The following is an 18,979-nucleotide window of genomic DNA, read 5'->3' as shown; positions in this document are numbered from 1 at the left end:
TTTTGGCGCCCATTCTTGTGCGCCGATTTTTTCATGCTAGTGTCGTCTCCGACCACACGGGAGCCCCATGGCAAGGGCTGAGATCGGGCTATCGCCGTCCGCGACCGTTGAACCTGTCCGGGTAATGCCGGCGAAGGAAGTGAGTTTCTCAATGGAACAATTTGAACAACATCCTGCCCACTCTCTCGCGTTCCGCGAATCGGAAGGGATCTCAGTTCCCGTCACGCAAATTCAACTTGCGGACTCCCCCAATGGCCAGCCAAATGAACCGCTACGGGTGTATCGCACCAGTGGTCCAGGTAGCGAACCAACTCAGGGACTGAATCCTTTTCGGGAACCGTGGATCATGGAACGAGCAGACGTTGCGGTCTATGAAGGCCGCGAACGCAATCTGCACGATGACGGGCGCTCAGCGGTCCGCCGAGGAACTGCCAGCGATGAATGGGCCGGACGCACGGCGCCACAACTACGTGCAGTTCAGGGGGCCACAGTAACCCAAATGCACTACGCACGAGCTGGGGTGATCACCCCTGAAATGCGATATGTAGCGGTTCGCGAAGAGTGCGATGTAGAACTGGTGCGCAGCGAGCTGGCGGCCGGGCGAGCAATCATTCCGTCCAATATCAATCACCCGGAATCTGAACCGATGATTATCGGCAAAGCCTTCTTGGTGAAAATCAATGCAAATATCGGCAACTCTGCGGTGACCAGCTCGATTGCTGAAGAAGTATCCAAGCTGCAGTGGGCCGCCAAATGGGGTGCAGACACCGTCATGGATCTATCCACCGGTGATGACATCCACACCACTCGTGAGTGGATCATCCGCAATTCACCGGTGCCCATCGGAACGGTGCCCATCTACCAAGCCTTGGAAAAGGTCAATGGCGAAGCCAACGCACTGACCTGGGAGATCTTCCGCGATACCGTCATTGAACAGTGTGAGCAGGGCGTGGACTATATGACCATTCACGCTGGCGTGCTCTTGCGTTATGTTCCTTTGACTGCCAACCGGGTTACCGGCATTGTCTCGCGCGGTGGGTCCATCATGGCCGGCTGGTGCTTGGCACATCACGAAGAGAATTTCTTGTACACGCACTTTGATGAGCTCTGCGAAATCTTCGCACAGTACGACGTTGCTTTCTCACTGGGTGACGGGCTTCGTCCCGGCTCCATTGCTGATGCCAATGACGCCGCGCAGTTCGCTGAGCTAGATACCCTAGCTGAGCTGACCAAGCGGGCCTGGAGGTACGACGTACAGGTCATGGTTGAGGGACCGGGACATATTCCATTCCATAAGGTCCGGGAGAATGTTGAACGCCAGCAGGAGTTGTGTGATGGTGCGCCCTTCTACACACTGGGCCCACTGGTTACCGATATCGCTCCGGGCTATGACCACATCACCAGCGCCATCGGAGCTACGGAGATCGCTCGATATGGCACAGCCATGCTTTGTTATGTCACACCCAAGGAACATCTGGGATTGCCTAACCGTGACGATGTAAAGACCGGTGTTATCACTTACAAGATTGCAGCTCACGCCGCCGACTTAGCCAAGGGGCACCCGGGTGCCAGTGCGCGCGATGATGCGCTGAGTAAGGCACGCTTTGAGTTCCGCTGGAATGACCAGTTCTCGCTGAGTTTAGATCCCGTCACGGCTCAAGAATTCCATGACGAGACTTTGCCCGCAGAACCAGCCAAGACCGCACACTTCTGCTCGATGTGTGGACCAAAATTCTGTTCCATGCGGATCTCCCAAGATATACGTGATGAATACGGTTCTGCGGAGGCTCAAGCGGCGTTGGCAGGCATGGCAGAAAAGAGTAGAGAGTTCTTGGAGAGCGGCGGGAAAGTTTATCTAGGAGATGAGATTCCGGTAGGCAGCGCAGCCCAGTAATAGCTGGCTGCTGGAACAAGCATCTTGGAGAAACACACAACGCCCCTGGATCAAACCTTTCGGTTTGTTCCAGGGGCGTTGTGTTGTGCTTTTAGCTAGTTAGCTTAGGAGCGTCGACTTAGTAGTCGCGACGTCCACCGCTACGGCCCGAGTCGCTGAAGCGCTTGTCGCCGCCACGGCCACCGAAGCGCTTTTCGCCGCCACCGCGTCCGCCGCGGAACCCGCCACGGTCTCCACCGCGGAACCCGCCACGGTCTCCACCGCGGAAGCCGCCACGATCGTTGTCATCGTCGTCGCGTGGCTTACGGCCGGAGTCAAGCTCCATGCTGATCAGTTCGCCGCCGATGCGGGTCTTGGACAGTGCACGCCACTGGTCCTTGCTCAGCTCTGCTGGCAGTTCAACCAAGGTGTGATCCGAACGGATCTCAATGCCACCGATTTCCGAAGAATCGAAGCCACCTTCGTTAGCCAAAGCGCCAACGATCGAGCCTGGCTGCACGCGGTTGCGGCGGCCAATGGCCAGACGGTACATGGCGTTGCCTGCAGCAGCAGTCTTACGTGCACGTGGGCCACGGTCGCCGCGATCTCCGCGGTCACCACGGTCGCCGCGATCGCCACGTTCTGGGCGGTCACCACGTTCCATGCGAGCCTTCTTGGAAGGCGAAGCTACTGGTTCGGTCATCAGCAATGGACGTCCACCCTGAGCCATCAAAGCCAGTGCAGCTGCGATTTCCAGCTGATCAAGGTCTTCGTGCTCAGAAGCGAACTTCTCAACGATTTCGCGGAAGGTGGTCAGGTCCTGACCACTGATGGTCTGATCGATGCGATCAGTGAACTTCTGGATACGACGGTCGTTGACCGAATCCAGCGAAGGAAGCTGCATCTGGGTCACCGGCTGGCGGGTAGCCTTCTCGATGGCACGCAGCAAGTACTTCTCGCGTGGGGTCATGAACAAGATCGCGTCGCCCGAACGACCTGCACGGCCGGTACGGCCAATGCGGTGAACGTAGGACTCGGTGTCATGTGGGATGTCGAAGTTGATGACGTGGCTGATGCGCTCAACGTCCAAACCACGAGCTGCAACGTCGGTAGCAACCAGGATGTCGATCTTGCCTGAACGCAAGTTCTCAACGGTGCGCTCACGCTGCTGCTGTGGGATGTCACCGTTGATAGCTGCAGCGGTGAAGCCGCGAGCCTTCAACTTGTCAGCCAGGTCCTCGGTAGCCATCTTGGTACGAACGAAGGCGATAACACCTTCGAATGACTCGGACTCGAGGATACGGGTCATGGCGTCAAGCTTGTGCGAGCCCATAACCTGCAGGTAACGCTGGGTGATGTTGGTGCCGGTCGACTGCTTGGACTTGACCGAAATTTCCTGCGGATCGCGCAGGTATTCCGAAGCAATACGACGGATGGTACGTGGCATGGTGGCCGAGAACAGGGCAACCTGCTTCTCTGCTGGGGTTGCTTCCAAGATCTTGTCGACCTCTTCGGCGAAGCCCATGCGAAGCATTTCGTCGGCTTCATCCAGTACAACGTACTGAAGGTTGGACAGGTCCAAAGAACCCTTGTTGATGTGGTCGATTACGCGACCTGGGGTACCAACAACAACCTGAGCGCCACGGCGCAGGCCGTTGAGCTGTGGGCCGTATGGGGAGCCACCGTACACTGGCAAGACGGTGAAGTCTGGCAGGTACTTTGCGTAGGAAGTGAAAGCCTCAGCTACCTGGAGGGCCAACTCGCGGGTTGGAGCCAGAACCAGGATCTGTGGGGTGCGGGCTGGACCATTGGTGTCAGCCAGCTCTGCCATGCGGGACAGGGCAGGAAGCGCGAAAGCAGCCGTCTTACCGGTACCGGTCTGAGCCAGACCAACAACGTCGCGGCCTTCGAGAAGCTTAGGAATAGTGGCGGCCTGAATTGGCGATGGCTTTTCATAGCCCAGGTCAGCCAGTGATGCAAGCACACGAGCATCCAAACCAAGTTCGGAGAAGAGCACGGTTGGCTCTTCTGGGGTCTGGTTGTCATCGGTGTTTACGGGCATGTCAGAAGACACGAAGATTTACCTCATTCGTTGGGGAATATGCCTTAGCCGTCCCCAAAGAAACGACGTATAGGCTACACAGTCAGATACAAGTCACGCTCTACAAGCGCTCCCCTATGACATAAGAAACCGCACACACTTGCGGAAATACAACACGAGAAGGCTCCAGCCTCAAATATTGGGCTGGATGCAAGGGATACCCTTGAAGTTTGCGAACACTTAACACTAACGCGAACCACCGCTAATTGTCAGTGCCCAGAGCGTGTGAGATCGGGCACCGCGCCAAAGCACGTAGTGTTAAAGATGTGAAAATACCATTCTTGCCACGCCGCCCTGAAGAGCCTGTACCCAGCGCTTTGTTCATCGCGCAAATGCTTTGGTTACTAGCCGGAGTGCTGTTTTTAGGCTTTGGTGGCTTCCTCATTTATGAGCAGAGCGACTCAGGTTCACTGAACTTTGCAGCCATTGCCTTGGCCATATTTTTTGCTGCCGCCGGCTGCGCCTGCGGGGTTCTTGGCTACCGTTTGTTCACCGGTCAACGTGCTGCCCGCACCAATCTCACCTGGCTCGGTGTGATTACCGCGGTGCCATTGTTGATGCGTTTTGGTCGCTATTCACTACTGGCCGCCATCATCATGTTCTGTGTAGCTCTCATGTGGCTTCCTAGCAGCAACTACTACTTCAAGGTCGTCTCCCCTAAGCCGCCTAAACGGCGTCGCTAGCGCAGCTGAAACCCGATAAACAAAAAACGCGAGGGTGAACATTCCATACGGAATGTTCACCCTCGCGTTATATGCGTTGATTTAGAGGTTGCGGAAAGCCTTCTCTAGGTCATCAATGAGATCTGCTGGATCTTCGATGCCCACCGAAAGACGCAACAGGTTCACTGGAACCGCCAGCTCGGTACCCTTGACCGACGCGTGGGTCATTTCCGATGGGTAGTTCATCAAGGATTCAATGCCACCCAAGGATTCAGCCAAGGTGAACAGCTTGGTGCTTTCAGCGATCTTGCGTGCTGCAGCTTCGCCGCCCTTGAACTGAACCGAGACCATGCCACCGAAGTCGCTCATCTGCTTCTTGGCGATCTCATGGCCTGGGTGATCTTCGAAGCCTGGGTAAAGTACGCGCTCAACTTCGCTGCGCTCGCGCAACCACTGGGCAACGGTGGCCGCGTTCTCGCTGTGTGCGCGCATGCGCACACCCAAGGTCTTCAGACCACGGGTAGTCAAGAAGGCATCCATTGGGCCAGATACTGCACCAACGGCGAACTGGATGAAACCAATCTTCTCTGCCAGGGCTGCGTCCTTGACGATCACCGCACCGCCCACCACATCGGAGTGACCACCGATGTACTTGGTGGTTGAGTGAACCACAATGTCAGCACCCAAGGTCAAAGGCTGCTGCAAGAATGGGCTGGCGAAGGTGTTGTCCACGACCAGCAGTGCGCCGGCAGCGTGAGCAATTTCGGCTACCTTGGCAATGTCGGTGATGGTCATCATTGGGTTGGATGGGGTTTCTACCCACACCAGTTTGGCCTTGTTCTTTTCGATAGCTGCAGCCAGGGCAGCTTCGTTGCTCATATCTACCGGGGTGTTACCGATGCCCCAGTCACCGAGCACTCGGTCAATGAGGCGGAAGGTTCCACCATAAGCATCGTTACCAAGGACAATGTGATCGCCTGGGCGCAGAATTGCGCGGATCAATGAGTCTTCGGCAGCCAGTCCGGAGCCGAAGGAGAAGGCGTGGGTGCCAAATTCGGCGCCGGCAAGCTGAGCCTGCAGGGCGTCACGAGTTGGGTTGCCACCGCGGCCGTACTCGTAGCCGTTGCGCAGGTTTCCGATACCGTCCTGTGCGTAGGTGGTCGAGAAGTGCAGCGGTGGCACGACGGCACCGGTGTGTGGCTCAAATTCCTGGCCCACGTGGACGAAGCGAGTGTTTGATCCCTGAGTGTTTTCGGTCATCGATATCAGTCCTTAAGTGAAATCATTAGCGAGTTGAGTAAGCCAACAGATCTGCTGACGTGGCGCCTGCAATAACGTCGCCACCCTTGGTCAGCAGCACCGCTGGATGCTGTTTAAGTAGTTCTTGGGCGTGTTCTAGGGTGTCAGCTACGCCGATCAGTGGCTTGGGCAAATCTCCCAAGTCCTTGATGGTGCTTGTTGGTTCTGCTCCACCGAGCAACGCTTCGGTAATGGTGCTGGCGCCGATGACGCCACGTACTTCACCAATGCGGGCTGGCAGCGAAGTGCTGGCAACGACCAACGCGTCGGCACCTTGTTCGCGTAAGGCCCTAGCCGCCTGTAACAACGTTGCGTTCTCGTCGATTATTTCCGTGCCTTGCTTTGACAGGGCGGAGCCGATGAAGTCCAGAGCGGAGTATTCATCAGTGATGAAGCCCTGCTGCAGCATCCAGCTGTCGTTGAAGATCTTGGCAAGGTAGCCGCGTCCGCCATCTGGGGCGATAACTACTACAACGTCGTCTTCGCTGAGTTCACGCGCGGTACGTAGCGCCGCAACAACTGCCATGCCTGAGGAACCGCCCAAGAGCAGTCCTTCTTCTTTAGCTAGACGACGGGTCATCTCAAATGACTCAGCATCAGTGACCGCTTCAATAGCGTCGGGGACCGAAGCATCGTAGTTGCCCGGCCACATATCTTCGCCAACACCTTCAACAAAGTATGGGCGTCCGGTGCCACCGGAGTAGACCGAGCCATCTGGATCAGCCGCGATAATTTTCACTGGGCCTGAAGCACGCTGCGCCGAGATCTGCTTGAGGTAGCGTCCGGTGCCGGTAATGGTTCCGCCGGTACCTGCGCTAATGACCGCGTGGGTCACTTTGCCGTCGGTATCGTTCCAGATTTCTGGTCCGGTAGTTTCAAAGTGGCTATCAGGTGCGCCCGGGTTGGAGAACTGGTCGGGCTTGTAGGCGCCCTCAATTTCGGTCACCAGTCGGTCCGAGACACCGTAATAGGACTCTGGAGAATCAGGGGCTACAGCGGTAGGCGTGACCACTACTTCGGCACCATAGGCACGAAGTACGTCGCGCTTTTCCTCGCCAACCTTATCTGGCGTGACGAAGATGGTTTTGTATCCCTTGAGCTGGCCAACCATGGCCAGACCTACACCGGTGTTTCCACTGGTAGGTTCCACGATGGTGCCGCCGGGCTTAAGCTGGCCACACTGTTCAGCACGTTCAACCATCTTCAACGCAATGCGGTCCTTAATGGATCCGCCGGGATTTAGGTATTCAAGTTTGACCAATACGGTGGCTTTGATTCCGTCGGTAACGCTGTTGAGCTTTACCAGCGGAGTGTTGCCAATCAGATCAAGAACAGTGGAAGCATACTTCATGTCAAGAACTTTACCGGCGCTTGTCACACTTGTCCTTGCCGATCGTAGTGAAACGTCATGCAGTGGACGTGATGTTTGCGTCAGTGCTAAAGGCCACTGAAGCCCCAAGCTCAAAGATCCAGACGATAAAATGCGAAATATGCAGAAATCTTGGAGCGCGAGCTTCACTCCTAGCGGACCGGTGTCTTTGACGAAGTCTCTGGGTATCCTGCGCCGAGGCCTCGGTGACCCGACGATTCGGCTTTCGGCAAGTGAAGCCTGGCTGGCTTTTGCTACTCCCCTAGGCCCAGCAACCCTGCAAATTTCAAAACCCACCCTTCAAGGTGCTGCCGACTTCCAAGCATGGGGTCCCGGCGCATCTTGGGCATTGGACTCTGCGCCCAATCTTTTAGGCGCGCAGGATGATTGGAACGAATTTGATCAAGGTCTGCAAGAGGGAATCTATCCGGAGATTATTGCCCGGAACCGGGCAGAACATCCTGATGTAGTACTCCCCAAAACCGGCAGGATCTTTGAGCATGCAGTAGGTGCCATTCTTGAGCAACGCGTTACTGGCATTGAAGCGAACCATGCGTGGCGTTGGCTCGTTCATCGATTTGGACAGCCCGCGCCCGGTCCGGCCCCTGAAGGGTTGAAGATTTTTCCTTCACCGCTGGATCTGGCACAGATGCAACGGTGGGATTGGCAGCAGGCTCGGGTTGAAGGGCAGCGCGCCACAACGATAAGAAAATTCGTTCAGGTAGCCGGTGCCATCAATTGGTGGGCGGATAAGCCACTGAACCATGCCAAGCCGGCGGCAAAAGCGCCTGGAACATTGGAGGCGGCGTTAGCCTCGGTGCCTGGAATCGGGCCGTGGACTATCGCTGAAACTCTTCAGCGGTCGCATGGGTCTTCAGACCACATCTCAGTGGGAGACTTCCATTTGGCCCATTTTGTTGGTCAAGTACTGACCGGAAAGCGGATCACTGATCCACAAATGCTGGCGCTCTTGGCACCCTACGCACCACATCGGCAACGAGTGGTGCGACTGTTGATGCTCTCTGGCGAGCGAAAACAAAGCTTCGGGCCACGCTACGCTCCGCTGGATCACCGGCAGAGGTAGGGCCCGAAACTCAAAACGCAGTCCTAGGAGTCAGCCTGAGCTGCTTCTTCAGCGATCTGCTTGTGAACTTCACTCATGTCGATGCCCTTGACGGCGGTGACCAAGTCTTCAAGCTGTGGCTGGTTCAACGCACCTGCCTGCGAGAAGACGAGTACCTGCTCACGGAAAGCCATGATGGTAGGAATCGAAGTTACGTTAGCTGCACGGGCCAGGCCCTGTTCTGCTTCGGTGTCTACCTTGGCGAAAACAACATCAGTGAACTTGTTTGAGGTCTGATCATAAACAGGTGCAAACTGCTTGCACGGTCCGCACCAGTCTGCCCAGAAATCCACAAGGACGATATCGTTGTCTTCAATCACCTGTGCGAAGTCATCTTCGCTCACATTTCTAGTAGCCATGCCTATACGGTAACCGAACATTAGGTGAAATACGTAGAAAGGTGATCTTCATTGACACCGGGAATAGATCCGGATCACAGTGCAACAAAGTTTGCCCGGATGCAAAAAACTCCCGGATCAATGATCCGGGAGTTTTTGTGGCAGATACTGGATTCGAACCAGTGAAGGCGTTGCCAGCTGATTTACAGTCAGCCCCCTTTGGCCGCTCGGGTAATCTGCCGAGATGGTTCGTTCAAGAACGTTTGTTCTTGTCGGAACGAGAAATAACTCTACAGGAGATTTTCGATGATGTGAAATCGAGGGGGCTCTTTTCTCTGTAAGCCTGATCACAGCCCGAATTTAGGGCGCAAAACCGGTAGGCTATGAAACGAATCAGACCCGTTACAGCTAGGAGTATTCACATGGCTAGTGATTCCACATTCGACGTCGTCAGCAAGGTTGATAGCCAGGAAGTCGCTAACGCGATGAACCAGGCCCAGAAGGAAATCGCCCAGCGCTACGACTTCAAGGGTGTAGGCGCTGAGGTTGACTTCAGTGGCGAGAAGATCTTGATGAAGGCTAACTCTGAAGAGCGCGTCAACGCTGTACTGGATGTTTTCCAGTCAAAGCTGGTCAAGCGTGGCATCTCATTGAAGTCCTTGGAATCCGGTGAGCCATTTGCATCCGGCAAGGAATACCGCATTGAGTCCAGCATCAAGGAAGGCATCGCACAAGATGTCGCCAAAAAGATCAACAAGTTGATCCGCGATGAGGCTCCTAAGGGAGTCAAGTCCACCATTCAGGGTGACGAGCTTCGCGTCTCTTCCAAGTCCCGCGATGATCTGCAGGCCACCATGGCCCTGCTGCGTGACTTCGAAGAAGCTGACCTTCAGTTCATCAACTTCCGGTAGGCATCTTTAGGTTCTCTTTGAACTAGAAGTGAGCGGCGGCATCCCACAGTCAATGTGGGAAGCCGCCGCTCACTTTTTGTCTACGCGCAAACACCGCTAAGGATTTCTAGTACTGCTGGCCGCCGGCCATGGCTTCGAGGCGAGCAATACGCTGATCCATTGGTGGGTGCGTGGAGAACATCTGCTTCAGGCGCGAACCGAAAGGATTAGCGATCATCAGGTGTGAGCTGTTGACCAGCTTCTGGTCCCCCGTAGCCAGTGGAGCCTGAGAAATTCCGGACTCCAACTTTCGCAACGCGCTGGCCAGAGCCAATGGGTCGTTGGTTAGTTTGGCTCCATCTTCGTCAGCGTCATACTCACGAGTCCGGCTCACAGCCATCTGAATAATTGATGCGGCCAGTGGTGCCAAGAGCGACAACGCGATCAGTGCGATCGGGTTGACGTTGCGGTTTTCATTGCTTCCACCGCCACCAAAGAACATCAGGAACTGTGCCACCGAGGTGATTACACCGGCAATCGCCGCAGCCACCGATGAAGTGAGAATGTCACGGTTATATACGTGCATCAGTTCGTGGCCCAGCACGCCGCGCAGCTCGCGCTCATTGAGTAGCTGCAAGATTCCCTCGGTGCAGCACACCGCAGCATTTTGTGGGTTGCGGCCGGTGGCGAAGGCATTGGGCGAAGTAGTTGGTGAGACATACAGTCGCGGCATTGGCTGTTGAGCGTTCATCGATAGCTCGCGCACAATGCGGTACATCATCGGATTCTCAGCTTCACTCACCGGGTAGGCGTGCATGGAACGCAAGGCGAGCTTGTCACTGTTCCAGTAGCCATACGCGGTGGTGCCCAAACCGATCAGGGCGAAGACCCAAATGAACATTGACCGGCCAGTTCCGGCCGAAATGAGCGAACCGATAGCCAGTAGCAGGGCAAACATTCCGCCGAGCAACAGTGCTGTTTTCAGTCCGTTGTTATGACCATGCACCGTGACGCACTCCTTGTAAATGACTCAGACCAAGTTGGTATTTCTTAGTCTAGTCAACGTTTATGCCTGCAGCTTCGTTCCGGTATTAAGCATTTGAAACGCAGTTGTGATGTAGAGTACCGAATTCTGCCTAACGTATTTCGCTCTGCGGGGAATATTGTCTAGCTATAGGCGTTGTACTTTGTGAGTTGCAGGGTGCAATTTTTGCCCCGTAGCTCCGCCTTTTCCTGCTTCACAATAGTTCGAAAGCGTACATTCTGCATGTCATCAAGCACCACCAAACCGGTCCGCTCTGAACACAGCTATGGTCTGATTCAAGGCACCTCTGCCTATCTCATCTGGGGATTGCTCCCCGCATACTTCTTGCTGCTCCCGGAGATCTCAGCTGTGGAGTTCGTAGCCGTGCGAGTTCTCTTCTCTTTGATCTTCTGCTTGATCCTGCTCGCTATTACCTCGCAGATTCGTCAGTTTATTGCGATGTTCAAAGATACAAAGACCATGATGCAGTTGGCCCTGGCCAGCGTCTTGATCGCGGGCAACTGGGTTCTCTACGCCTTGGCAGTGTTGACCGGACACGTACTTGAGGCGTCGCTGGGCTACTTCATCAACCCCATTGTTGCCATCCTGCTCGGCGTGCTGGTGCTTAAGGAAAAGCTGCGCCCCTTGCAGTGGGCAGCAGTGGCGCTGGCTACCGTAGCCGTTATTGTGCTCACCGTGGGCTTGGGCCGCGTGCCATGGATTTCTCTGGGCCTTGCGTTCTCCTTTGGCTTCTACGGCCTAGTAAAGAACAAGGTCGGCTCCAAGGGCACCGCATTGGGCGCACTGACGGTCGAAACTGTGTGGCTAACCCCGCTGGCCATCATCTACGTCATTTGGCTCTCGCAGACCACCGGTTCCACCTTGCTAGACAGCAACCTCGGTGGCGTACTCTTGCTGGCTTCCAGCGGCATCATCACTGCTGTTCCACTCTTGCTCTTTGGTGGGGCTGCTCGACGCCTTCCGCTGAGCACGGTGGGCTCGCTGCAGTTCATCGCTCCCCTACTGCAGTTCATCCTTGGTGTACTGGTGTTCCACGAACATATGCCGTTTGAACGCTGGATGGGATTTGTCCTGGTATGGATTGCGGTCATCTTTGTTTTGGTCGATATGCTTCGCGCACCTAAGGCCCGGAACCTTCCTGAACCAGTAGAGATCAGCTAGCTGCCAACGCATTTAGCGCACAAAGAAAAAGCTTCGGCCGTTCTAGTTTCAAACTAGAACGGCCGAAGCTTTAGTTATTTACTTCCGGGCTAAGCCTTAGGCAGCAAGCTTGCGGATAGCAGTCTCAAGAACGTCGAATGCATCGTTGAGCAGCTCATCCCCGATAACCAATGGAGGCAGCAGACGAATGACGTTGCCGTAGGTACCGCAAGTCAGGATGACAACACCCTGAGCCAGGCACTCGGCAGCGATAGCCTTGGTCAGATCTGCGTCTGGCTCTTTGCCACCAGCCTTGACGAACTCAATAGCAATCATTGCGCCACGGCCACGGACTTCACCGATAGCTGGGAATGCGGACTGCAAAGCGGTGAAGCGAGCGAAGAACTTCTCTTCGATCTCACGTGCGCGACCTGGCAGGTCCTGCTCTTCCATGAACTTGATGCTCTCAAGTGCTGCAGCAACAGCTACTGGGTTACCACCGTAGGTGCCACCCAAGCCGCCACCGTGAACCGAGTCAAGCAGTTCGGCGCGGCCAACGATGCCCGACAGTGGCATACCGCCGGCGATGCCCTTAGCCACGGTGACGATATCTGGTTCGATCTCTTCGATGTCCGAAGCGAACCAAGCACCGGAGCGTGCGAAGCCGGCCTGAACTTCATCAGCAATGAAGACAATGCCGTTTTCCTTGGCCCATTCAGCAACGCGTGGCAAGAAGCCGGTTGCAGGAACGATGAAGCCACCTTCACCCTGGATTGGCTCGATGATGATCGCAGCGATCTGGTCGCCACCGATCTGCTTCTCCATGGCCAAGATCGCGCGCTCTGCAGCTTCCTTGCCCGAGATGTTTGGATTCTCTTCACGGAATGGGTAGCTCATTGGCATGCGGTAGATCTCTGATGCCAGTGGACCGAATCCGCGCTTGTATGGGGCAGCCTTAGCGGTCAGACCCATGGTCAAGTTGGTGCGGCCGTGGTAAGCGTGGTCGAAGGCTACAACTGCCTGACGACCGGTAGCTACACGAGCAACCTTGATGGCGTTCTCCACGGCTTCAGCACCGGAGTTGAAGAACACTGCGCGCTTCTCGAAGTTACCTGGGGTGATGGCAGCAAGCTTCTCAGCCAAGGCAATGTAGTTCTCGTAAGGAGCAACCATGAAGCAGGTGTGGGTGAAGCGCTGCGCCTGCTCGGCAACGGCCTTAGCCACTGCTGGGTTGGATGCGCCAACGGTGGTTACCGCGATGCCCGAGCCCAGGTCGATCAGCTGGTTGCCGTCAACATCAACAATGATGCCGCCGTCAACGTCAGCTGCGTAAACAGGCAGGGTGGAAGCAACGCCGGCAGCAACTGCCTTGGCGCGGCGTGCGGCGAGTTCTTCCGACTTTGGGCCGGGGAATGGCCCGTTGATCTTGCGCTTCTGTTCAATACGGTAGGTAACGTCCACCTGCTTGTCCTTTCACTAAAGTTTTACGAGCATGTCGCTCGACGTGTTCTAACCAACAGACTATTCTTCAAGGCCCTTTGCGACTAGCAAAGTTGGCACAAATGACTTTTGGTTTTGTAGTGCATCTGCACAGCAAAGCCTCCCCGTTCCAAGTCGGACTTGGAACAAGGAGGCTACAGCTAATTTCTGCGGAAATTACAGGTTGCTATTACCTGCAGGTTCAGCGGTTTCAATCACGTGGTCATCATCCTTTTCAGGATTGCGTGAGAGGTTGATCAGTGAGATGGCCAGGCCACCCCAGATGGTCAGCATGGAAATGATCATGAATACAATTGCGATGCCGCTCATGACTAGTATTCCTTTCCGACTGCGTCAGGAAGTTCTTCAGCTTCAACATTCTTCTGATGCTGTTCAAACTCTGGATCATCGATCTTTGAGTTTTTGCCCCATGGGATCAGCGACATGAGTACAGCGCCAACAATCAACGCGCCAGCCATGCCCCAACCGAAGATGCCGTTGAACCATGCTGGGTAACCCGAGTACGGCTCGTTGATCTTGGACTGCACTTCGTTGATCAGCATGTAGCCCAGCGCTGCCGGACCGATGCCGCCAACCAGGACCTTCCAACCGGTGCCCAGCTTGATGGAGCTGTGACGGTTCATGTGCTTGGCCAGCTTAGGCAACATGCCAAGACCTGCGCCAAAGACAATCACCAAGACCAATGCACAAGCGAGGATGCCGAACTGGTTCACGAAGGCGTCCATGGTGTCCAGTAGGTACAAACCGGTGGTTGTTGGGAACAGCACCAGTGAGATCACGGCAACTGGAAGAACAACTACCAAGGTTGCCGGGGTACGCTTCCAGCCCAGCTTGTCTTGGAAGGCCGCAACGATGACCTCAAGAATCGAGATCAGCGAGGTCAAGCCCGCGAAGACCAGCGAACCAAAGAACAGCACACCAATGAGTCCACCCAGAGGTGCCTGGGAGACGATGGTTGGGAAGGCAATAAATGCCAAGCCGATGCCACTGGTGGCCACGTCATCAACGCTGGATCCAGCGTTGTGCGCCATGAAGCCTAGGGCAGCGAAGACGCCGATACCGGCGAGCAGCTCGAAGCCCGAGTTAGCAAAAGCAACAACATAACCGGAACCGGTCAAGTCACTCTTGCGCTTCATGTACGAGGAGTAGGTGACCATGATGCCGAAGGCCACGGACAGCGAGAAGAAGATGTGGCCGAAGGCCGCAGCCCAGACGGCCGGGTTCTGCAAGGCCGCGAAGTCCGGGGTGAAGAAGGCGTTCAGGCCGTCAATGGCGCCTGGCAGGAAGACCGACTGGACCACGAGGATCACGAACATGACGATCAGCAATGGCATGAAGACCGCGTTGGCTCGGGAAATACCCTTGTTAACGCCGGCAATCATGATCACCATGGTGACCAGCCAAACGATCAACATCGGCACGAAGATGCGGCCGACCACGTCGAAGGAAACGCCCACGGTATCGGAAACCTTGAGGAAGTCATTCATAAAGAAGCCTTCGGCTCCCTTAGGGTTCTTGTCCCAGGCCTTGGTGATGGAGAACCAGCAGTACATGGCAGCCCACGCGATGATGGCTGCGTAGTAAATGGCGATTACGAAGCAGATCAGTACCTGCCACCAGCCGAGCATTTCGGTTTTACGGTTGGCCCGGCGATAAGCCAGTGGAGCCGAACCGCGGTAGCGGTGACCGATGGAGTAGTCGAGGAATAGCAAAGGGATACCGGCGCAGAGAATTGCGACCAGGTAAGGGATCAGGAATGCACCGCCGCCGTTTTCGTAGGCAACATAAGGGAAACGCCAAATGTTTCCCAGACCAACGGCTGAACCAATCGCAGAAAGGATGAACAACTTTCGAGAACTGAAGGTTTCACGCTTTTCGGATGCGAGTGGAGCGCCCTGTGTAGAAGATGGAGAGCTCATGAATCCAAGCTACTGCAAAAAGTTCACATTCTGGTCAATTTTCGGGTGCGTGTGTCCATTATTTGAGCATTTTGCTGAAATGGGAACTTTCCGTCTCCCAACTAGAATAGCCACATGGCAATTAGTTTACGCGGACTCCTTGAGCATGACGAGCTCAACCTGAAGCCGATGACCGACCACACCCATCGCGACGACGTGGTTATCACCTGGGGAGCCATCACGGAGCTACTTGACCCCTCACGCTTCCTTACCGGTCGAGAGATCGTGTTGACCACCGGTGTGCGTCAAAAGACAAAAGCCGCCCAACGAGAATTCGTTCGTGTTCTGGCCGCCAATGATGCAGTGGCGCTGGGTTTCGGCACCGGTCTTGAACATTCCTCGGTTCCCGAGGCAACCATCACCGCCGCCCGCGAAGTAGGATTGCCGGTCTTTGAAGTTCCCTATCAGGTACCTTTTGCCTCAATCACCCGGCTCATCGCCGAGGCGTTGAATGCTGATCACCTCAAGCGCGTTGAGAACCTGCTCAAGTCGCACCAGAAGCTGGCTCGCTCGCTGCTCTCCTCAGATCTGGACAGCATGCTTGATGAGCTCGTACGGATGATCCGCACCGATGTGGCACTCAGCCTGCACGGCGAGGTCATCAGTGGCGACTACGACCCAGAACGTATCTGGCATGAACTTCCGGTGGCTACCGGACTTCGCGATAAGTGCATTCTTCATCTGGCCGAACCCTACGTACATGACCCGGTCGTGGACTACGCACAGTCACTGATTGGCCTAGAAATGGCCAACAAGTCACGCCTTCGCGCCTCCCAGCGCCAGGCCAACGGTCAAGTACTCGCTGACCTTGCCGCCGGCACGCTGGTTGGCTCGGACGCAGCCGGACGGCTTGGCGCCCTGGGACTAAACCCACAGCGTGAACACGCAGTGATCTTGGTGCAGGCTTCATCTCAAGCCGAACGACTCCAAACACTGCCATTACCAGCTGATCTTTCTTCCCAGGTCTCCGCAATGATGGAAGGACGGCTTGCGGTCATTGTTGCCCACTCCAAGGTGCAGCTATCAATCAAGCATCTAGATGAGTATCTGGTGGCTGCCGGTATTCCCGCCCGCGTTGGCTACGGTGGACGCTATTCAAATACCACCGGTATTCGTTGGAGCTACTTTGAGGCGCTTGAATCCCTTCGTCACGGCGAACGTGTCAACGTGCCAACCAAACTTTCTTTGACCTCGCTGCTGCTCGCTGCCCGCGATGTCCCATTGCAAGACTTGGCTACCGAGGCTTTGGGCCCACTGCAGGACTTTGATTCCACCCATGAGTCAGACTTGCTGTTGACCTTGCGTGAATACCTGAATCGGGATGGATCTGTCGGCGCCGTTGCCGAAGCTTTAGGGTTGCATCGCAACACGGTGCGCTATCGCATGCAGCAGATCTCAGAGCTCTCGGGCTATGACCCGAATGTGACAAGTGACCGAGTCCAGCTTTGGATCGCGTTGAGCGCACTAGAGCTTGGCTAATCTCGATAGGATAAAGACATGGCTGACATGTTTCTAGAGAAGTTCTGTTCCTTGGTTCCAAAATATTTGGAAGACCAGTGGAATGAAGCCGACGGGTTGAACAGCGAAGAGCTGAGCGAAGCCCTAGCGCAGTCCAAGGTTTCGATTCCTTTTGTGCTCGAAGAGTTCTACCGGGCCCTAGGCAACAATGAAGACTTCATGGAGGCCTACCACTACTTCTTCGACCCAGAAGAGCTGGAAATCGAAGACGGTCACCTGCTGTTCTTGGAAGACGAAGAAGAGAAGTTTGTCTGGGCGTTTAAGGCTTCACAGCTTGATGTTCCGGATCCAATTGTCTATCGCCGCAATAACGCCAAAGGTACCTGGACCAGTGAAGAAGGCACTTTCAGTGAATTCACGCTGGACATGTTCGCATGGGTCTTTGACGAGCTGGCTGCCGAACTGGAGGACTAGTGCTCCACCATTCCCATCAACCGGACGGCTACCAATGCCCATTTTGCGAATTGGTGCTTGACTTACCGTTCAGCCAAGACAACTTGTGCGCACCCACAGATCTGATTTATCAGACTGATCTGGTGGCCGCCATAATGGCTTGTGATGGGTTTGGTAATTACGGCGGGCATGCCATGATCATTCCCACCAAACATTTGGAAGCACTCTACGACCTAGACGACGCCACCGGTGCGGCGATCATGAAGGAAACCAAACGCGTGGCCTTGGCCATGAAATTAGCGTGGGATCCCGAAGGAACCAGTACCAGGCAACATAATGAACCGGCAGGAAACCAGCACGTCTGGCATTACCACCAGCATGTGTTCCCGCGGTATCACGATGATCAGTTGTACCAGCAGCTTCGCCACCGGGTCTCGGTTGAAGAACGAGCGATCAAAGCCAAAGAACTACGCGCGGCTCTATTCTCTAATGAGCATCCAGAGCCACTAACTGCTGCACAAGTTATCCGCTGAGCACCGGCGATGACCAAGCAAAAAATCCCCTGAAGAAATCAATCTTCAGGAGATTTTTCGTCTCAACATTCTTTAGGCGTCGCGGGTTACCACGGCGTCAGCGAAGGAGATCAAAGCTTGCTTCACGGTGCCCTCTGGCAACGGATTCAGCGCCTGGATCGCGGAATCTGCCCACTGACGGGCAACCTTCCACGCATCGTGGAGCGCGGTGTGCTCACGGACCGCTGCTACTGCTTGGGCCAAGGCCTCATCGGTAGTGAGGTCTGCATCAACCAGTGCCAGCGCAGCCTGTGCTTGTTCGTCTCCAGCCTCAGCAGCCTGACGCAACAGCAAGATTGGCAACGTCGGAACACCTTCGCGCAAATCAGTGCCCGGAGTCTTGCCCGAATCTGCCTTCTCGGACGCTAGGTCAATTACGTCGTCGGCAACTTGGAAGGCAACGCCAACCTTTTCACCGTACTCACGCAAGGTCTCAATAAATTCAGGTGCTCCACCAAAACGAGCGCCAAAGGCACCGGAGGTGGAAAGCAAAGAAGCGGTCTTATCGCTGATGACCTGGATGTGGTGCTCAATCGCGTCGTCGCCTTCACGCGGCCCGATGGATTCATGCAGCTGGCCTAGGCAGAGGCGCTCAAAGGTTCGCGACTGCCACATCACCGCTTCTGGTCCCAGATCTGCACCGAAGACCGAAGCCCGGGCGAAGATCAGGTCGCCAGCCAAGATGGCTACCGAGTTGCCCCAGACCTCGTGGGCGGTGGGGGCTCCACGACGTAGCGGAGCTGAGTCCATCACGTCATCGTGGTACAGGGTGGCCAGGTGGGTCAGCTCCACAATGGCGGCAGATTTGATGACCTCGTCGGTCACACCGTGGCCGAGCAGTGAGGTCAGCAGCACCAGCAATGGGCGCACGCGCTTACCGCCGGCTTCGACCAGGTGCCGGCTGGAGGCATCAATCAATGGATCGGAGTTAGCTAGCGCATCGCGCAATAGCTTCTCGACCTTTGCCATACCGATGGAAATAGCCGGACCAAAGTCCGGGTCCTCGGCCAGCATTGCAAAGCCCGAGGGAAGATTGATAGCCGCAGCTAATGCAGCGGTTTCAGGATTCAGCTCAATCGAGTCGGACACTTCGTGCCCGGCTGCGGTCCAGTTGCTCTTCGAATCAGTCACTGTTCTACGGCTTACTTATCTTTCATCGGGGCGGCCATCGCGGAATGCGAAGACTTCTGCGCCTGCA

The 18,979-nt window shown here is 55.5% G+C and carries 17 protein-coding genes, 1 tRNA gene and 1 riboswitch; of the genes, 8 read left to right on the top strand and 10 right to left on the bottom strand.

What is annotated here, in order from left to right; translation table 11 throughout:
* Positions 1-46 precede the first annotated feature (46 nt).
* Positions 47-156: riboswitch (TPP riboswitch) on the top strand.
* Complete coding sequence (gene thiC, locus N6V40_RS07650) at positions 152-1,894, top strand: phosphomethylpyrimidine synthase ThiC (RefSeq protein WP_262199576.1); 1,743 nt, start codon at positions 152-154, stop codon at positions 1,892-1,894. Its footprint overlaps the riboswitch before it by 5 nt.
* 118 nt (positions 1,895-2,012) lie before the next feature.
* On the opposite strand, the gene N6V40_RS07645 is transcribed toward thiC, so the two are convergent.
* Entirely contained in the window at positions 2,013-3,935 is a 1,923-nt protein-coding gene (locus N6V40_RS07645) for a DEAD/DEAH box helicase (protein WP_131089806.1), read from the bottom strand.
* A gap of 305 nt (positions 3,936-4,240) precedes the next feature.
* On the opposite strand from N6V40_RS07645, the gene N6V40_RS07640 reads away from it, so the two are divergent.
* Positions 4,241-4,657, top strand: a complete 417-nt coding sequence (locus N6V40_RS07640; RefSeq protein ID WP_262199575.1) for a hypothetical protein — start codon at positions 4,241-4,243, stop codon at positions 4,655-4,657.
* Between the two features lie 81 nt (positions 4,658-4,738).
* Here the strand turns inward: N6V40_RS07640 and N6V40_RS07635 are convergent, their stop codons facing one another.
* Together N6V40_RS07635 and N6V40_RS07630 are read right to left on the bottom strand one after the other, a co-directional pair.
* A complete protein-coding gene (locus tag N6V40_RS07635) occupies positions 4,739-5,896 on the bottom strand; it encodes a cystathionine gamma-synthase (protein ID WP_131088831.1) in 1,158 nt (385 codons plus the stop codon).
* Between the two features lie 25 nt (positions 5,897-5,921).
* Positions 5,922-7,286 carry a cystathionine beta-synthase gene (locus tag N6V40_RS07630; RefSeq protein WP_131088832.1) on the bottom strand — a complete coding sequence of 455 codons (1,365 nt, stop codon included), beginning with the start codon at positions 7,284-7,286 and terminating at the stop codon, positions 5,922-5,924.
* A gap of 130 nt (positions 7,287-7,416) precedes the next feature.
* Here N6V40_RS07630 and N6V40_RS07625 point away from each other — a divergent pair, with 130 nt between their 5' ends.
* Complete coding sequence (locus tag N6V40_RS07625; protein WP_131088833.1) at positions 7,417-8,388, top strand: DNA-3-methyladenine glycosylase family protein; 972 nt, start codon at positions 7,417-7,419, stop codon at positions 8,386-8,388.
* Between the two features lie 23 nt (positions 8,389-8,411).
* Here the strand turns inward: N6V40_RS07625 and trxA are convergent, their stop codons facing one another.
* Together trxA and N6V40_RS07615 are read right to left on the bottom strand one after the other, a co-directional pair.
* Positions 8,412-8,786 (bottom strand): thioredoxin, encoded by a 375-nt coding sequence (trxA, locus tag N6V40_RS07620; protein ID WP_131088834.1) that lies wholly within the window; start codon positions 8,784-8,786, stop codon positions 8,412-8,414.
* A 138-nt stretch (positions 8,787-8,924) separates the two neighbouring features.
* Positions 8,925-9,006 (bottom strand) — tRNA-Tyr (locus tag N6V40_RS07615).
* Between the two features lie 181 nt (positions 9,007-9,187).
* On the opposite strand from N6V40_RS07615, the gene N6V40_RS07610 reads away from it, so the two are divergent.
* Entirely contained in the window at positions 9,188-9,676 is a 489-nt protein-coding gene (locus N6V40_RS07610; protein WP_131088835.1) for a YajQ family cyclic di-GMP-binding protein, read from the top strand.
* A gap of 106 nt (positions 9,677-9,782) precedes the next feature.
* On the opposite strand, the gene htpX is transcribed toward N6V40_RS07610, so the two are convergent.
* The gene (gene htpX / locus N6V40_RS07605; protein ID WP_131088836.1) at positions 9,783-10,661 is read right to left on the bottom strand and encodes a zinc metalloprotease HtpX; all 879 of its coding nucleotides are present in this window, start codon (positions 10,659-10,661) and stop codon (positions 9,783-9,785) included.
* A 261-nt stretch (positions 10,662-10,922) separates the two neighbouring features.
* On the opposite strand from htpX, the gene rarD reads away from it, so the two are divergent.
* On the top strand, positions 10,923-11,861 hold the full coding sequence (gene rarD / locus N6V40_RS07600) for an EamA family transporter RarD (RefSeq protein ID WP_262199574.1): 939 nt from the start codon (positions 10,923-10,925) through the stop codon (positions 11,859-11,861).
* 96 nt (positions 11,862-11,957) lie between these two features.
* Here the strand turns inward: rarD and gabT are convergent, their stop codons facing one another.
* The 3 genes from gabT to N6V40_RS07585 all read right to left on the bottom strand — a co-directional run bounded on the left by gabT (position 11,958) and on the right by N6V40_RS07585 (position 15,259).
* On the bottom strand, positions 11,958-13,301 hold the full coding sequence (gene gabT / locus N6V40_RS07595; protein WP_131088838.1) for a 4-aminobutyrate--2-oxoglutarate transaminase: 1,344 nt from the start codon (positions 13,299-13,301) through the stop codon (positions 11,958-11,960).
* A gap of 195 nt (positions 13,302-13,496) precedes the next feature.
* Positions 13,497-13,649 (bottom strand): methionine/alanine import family NSS transporter small subunit, encoded by a 153-nt coding sequence (locus N6V40_RS07590; RefSeq protein WP_131088839.1) that lies wholly within the window; start codon positions 13,647-13,649, stop codon positions 13,497-13,499.
* A 2-nt stretch (positions 13,650-13,651) separates the two neighbouring features.
* Complete coding sequence (locus N6V40_RS07585; protein WP_131088840.1) at positions 13,652-15,259, bottom strand: sodium-dependent transporter; 1,608 nt, start codon at positions 15,257-15,259, stop codon at positions 13,652-13,654.
* 114 nt (positions 15,260-15,373) lie between these two features.
* Between N6V40_RS07585 and N6V40_RS07580 the strand changes: the two genes are divergently transcribed.
* From N6V40_RS07580 to N6V40_RS07570, 3 genes are read left to right on the top strand one after another with little or no spacing between them, the layout of a single operon-like run.
* On the top strand, positions 15,374-16,777 hold the full coding sequence (locus N6V40_RS07580; protein WP_262199573.1) for a PucR family transcriptional regulator: 1,404 nt from the start codon (positions 15,374-15,376) through the stop codon (positions 16,775-16,777).
* 18 nt (positions 16,778-16,795) lie between these two features.
* A complete protein-coding gene (locus tag N6V40_RS07575; RefSeq protein ID WP_131088842.1) occupies positions 16,796-17,230 on the top strand; it encodes a hypothetical protein in 435 nt (144 codons plus the stop codon).
* Entirely contained in the window at positions 17,230-17,742 is a 513-nt protein-coding gene (locus N6V40_RS07570) for an HIT family protein (RefSeq protein WP_131088843.1), read from the top strand. The genes N6V40_RS07575 and N6V40_RS07570 overlap by 1 nt, the downstream gene beginning before the upstream one ends.
* A gap of 72 nt (positions 17,743-17,814) precedes the next feature.
* On the opposite strand, the gene N6V40_RS07565 is transcribed toward N6V40_RS07570, so the two are convergent.
* Positions 17,815-18,912: a polyprenyl synthetase family protein gene (locus N6V40_RS07565; RefSeq protein WP_131088844.1), complete on the bottom strand. Its 1,098-nt coding sequence runs from the start codon at positions 18,910-18,912 to the stop codon at positions 17,815-17,817.
* Positions 18,913-18,979: the final 67 nt, after the last annotated feature.

This window comes from Glutamicibacter sp. M10, assembly GCF_025452055.1.
GTDB lineage: Bacteria > Actinomycetota > Actinomycetes > Actinomycetales > Micrococcaceae > Glutamicibacter.
The sequence above is the reverse complement of the archived record's forward strand: the minus strand, read 5'-3'. Positions and strand labels throughout refer to the sequence as shown.

Coding starts and splice junctions, on each gene's coding strand:
- N6V40_RS07590 (WP_131088839.1), bottom strand. CDS start 13,649: ATGAGCGGCATCGCAATTGTATTCATGATCATTTCCATGCTGACCATC.
- N6V40_RS07580 (WP_262199573.1), top strand. CDS start 15,374: ATGGCAATTAGTTTACGCGGACTCCTTGAGCATGACGAGCTCAACCTG.
- trxA (WP_131088834.1), bottom strand. CDS start 8,786: ATGGCTACTAGAAATGTGAGCGAAGATGACTTCGCACAGGTGATTGAA.
- thiC (WP_262199576.1), top strand. CDS start 152: ATGGAACAATTTGAACAACATCCTGCCCACTCTCTCGCGTTCCGCGAA.
- rarD (WP_262199574.1), top strand. CDS start 10,923: ATGTCATCAAGCACCACCAAACCGGTCCGCTCTGAACACAGCTATGGT.
- N6V40_RS07610 (WP_131088835.1), top strand. CDS start 9,188: ATGGCTAGTGATTCCACATTCGACGTCGTCAGCAAGGTTGATAGCCAG.
- N6V40_RS07625 (WP_131088833.1), top strand. CDS start 7,417: ATGCGAAATATGCAGAAATCTTGGAGCGCGAGCTTCACTCCTAGCGGA.
- N6V40_RS07635 (WP_131088831.1), bottom strand. CDS start 5,896: ATGACCGAAAACACTCAGGGATCAAACACTCGCTTCGTCCACGTGGGC.
- N6V40_RS07630 (WP_131088832.1), bottom strand. CDS start 7,286: ATGAAGTATGCTTCCACTGTTCTTGATCTGATTGGCAACACTCCGCTG.
- N6V40_RS07575 (WP_131088842.1), top strand. CDS start 16,796: ATGGCTGACATGTTTCTAGAGAAGTTCTGTTCCTTGGTTCCAAAATAT.
- N6V40_RS07585 (WP_131088840.1), bottom strand. CDS start 15,259: ATGAGCTCTCCATCTTCTACACAGGGCGCTCCACTCGCATCCGAAAAG.
- N6V40_RS07645 (WP_131089806.1), bottom strand. CDS start 3,935: ATGCCCGTAAACACCGATGACAACCAGACCCCAGAAGAGCCAACCGTG.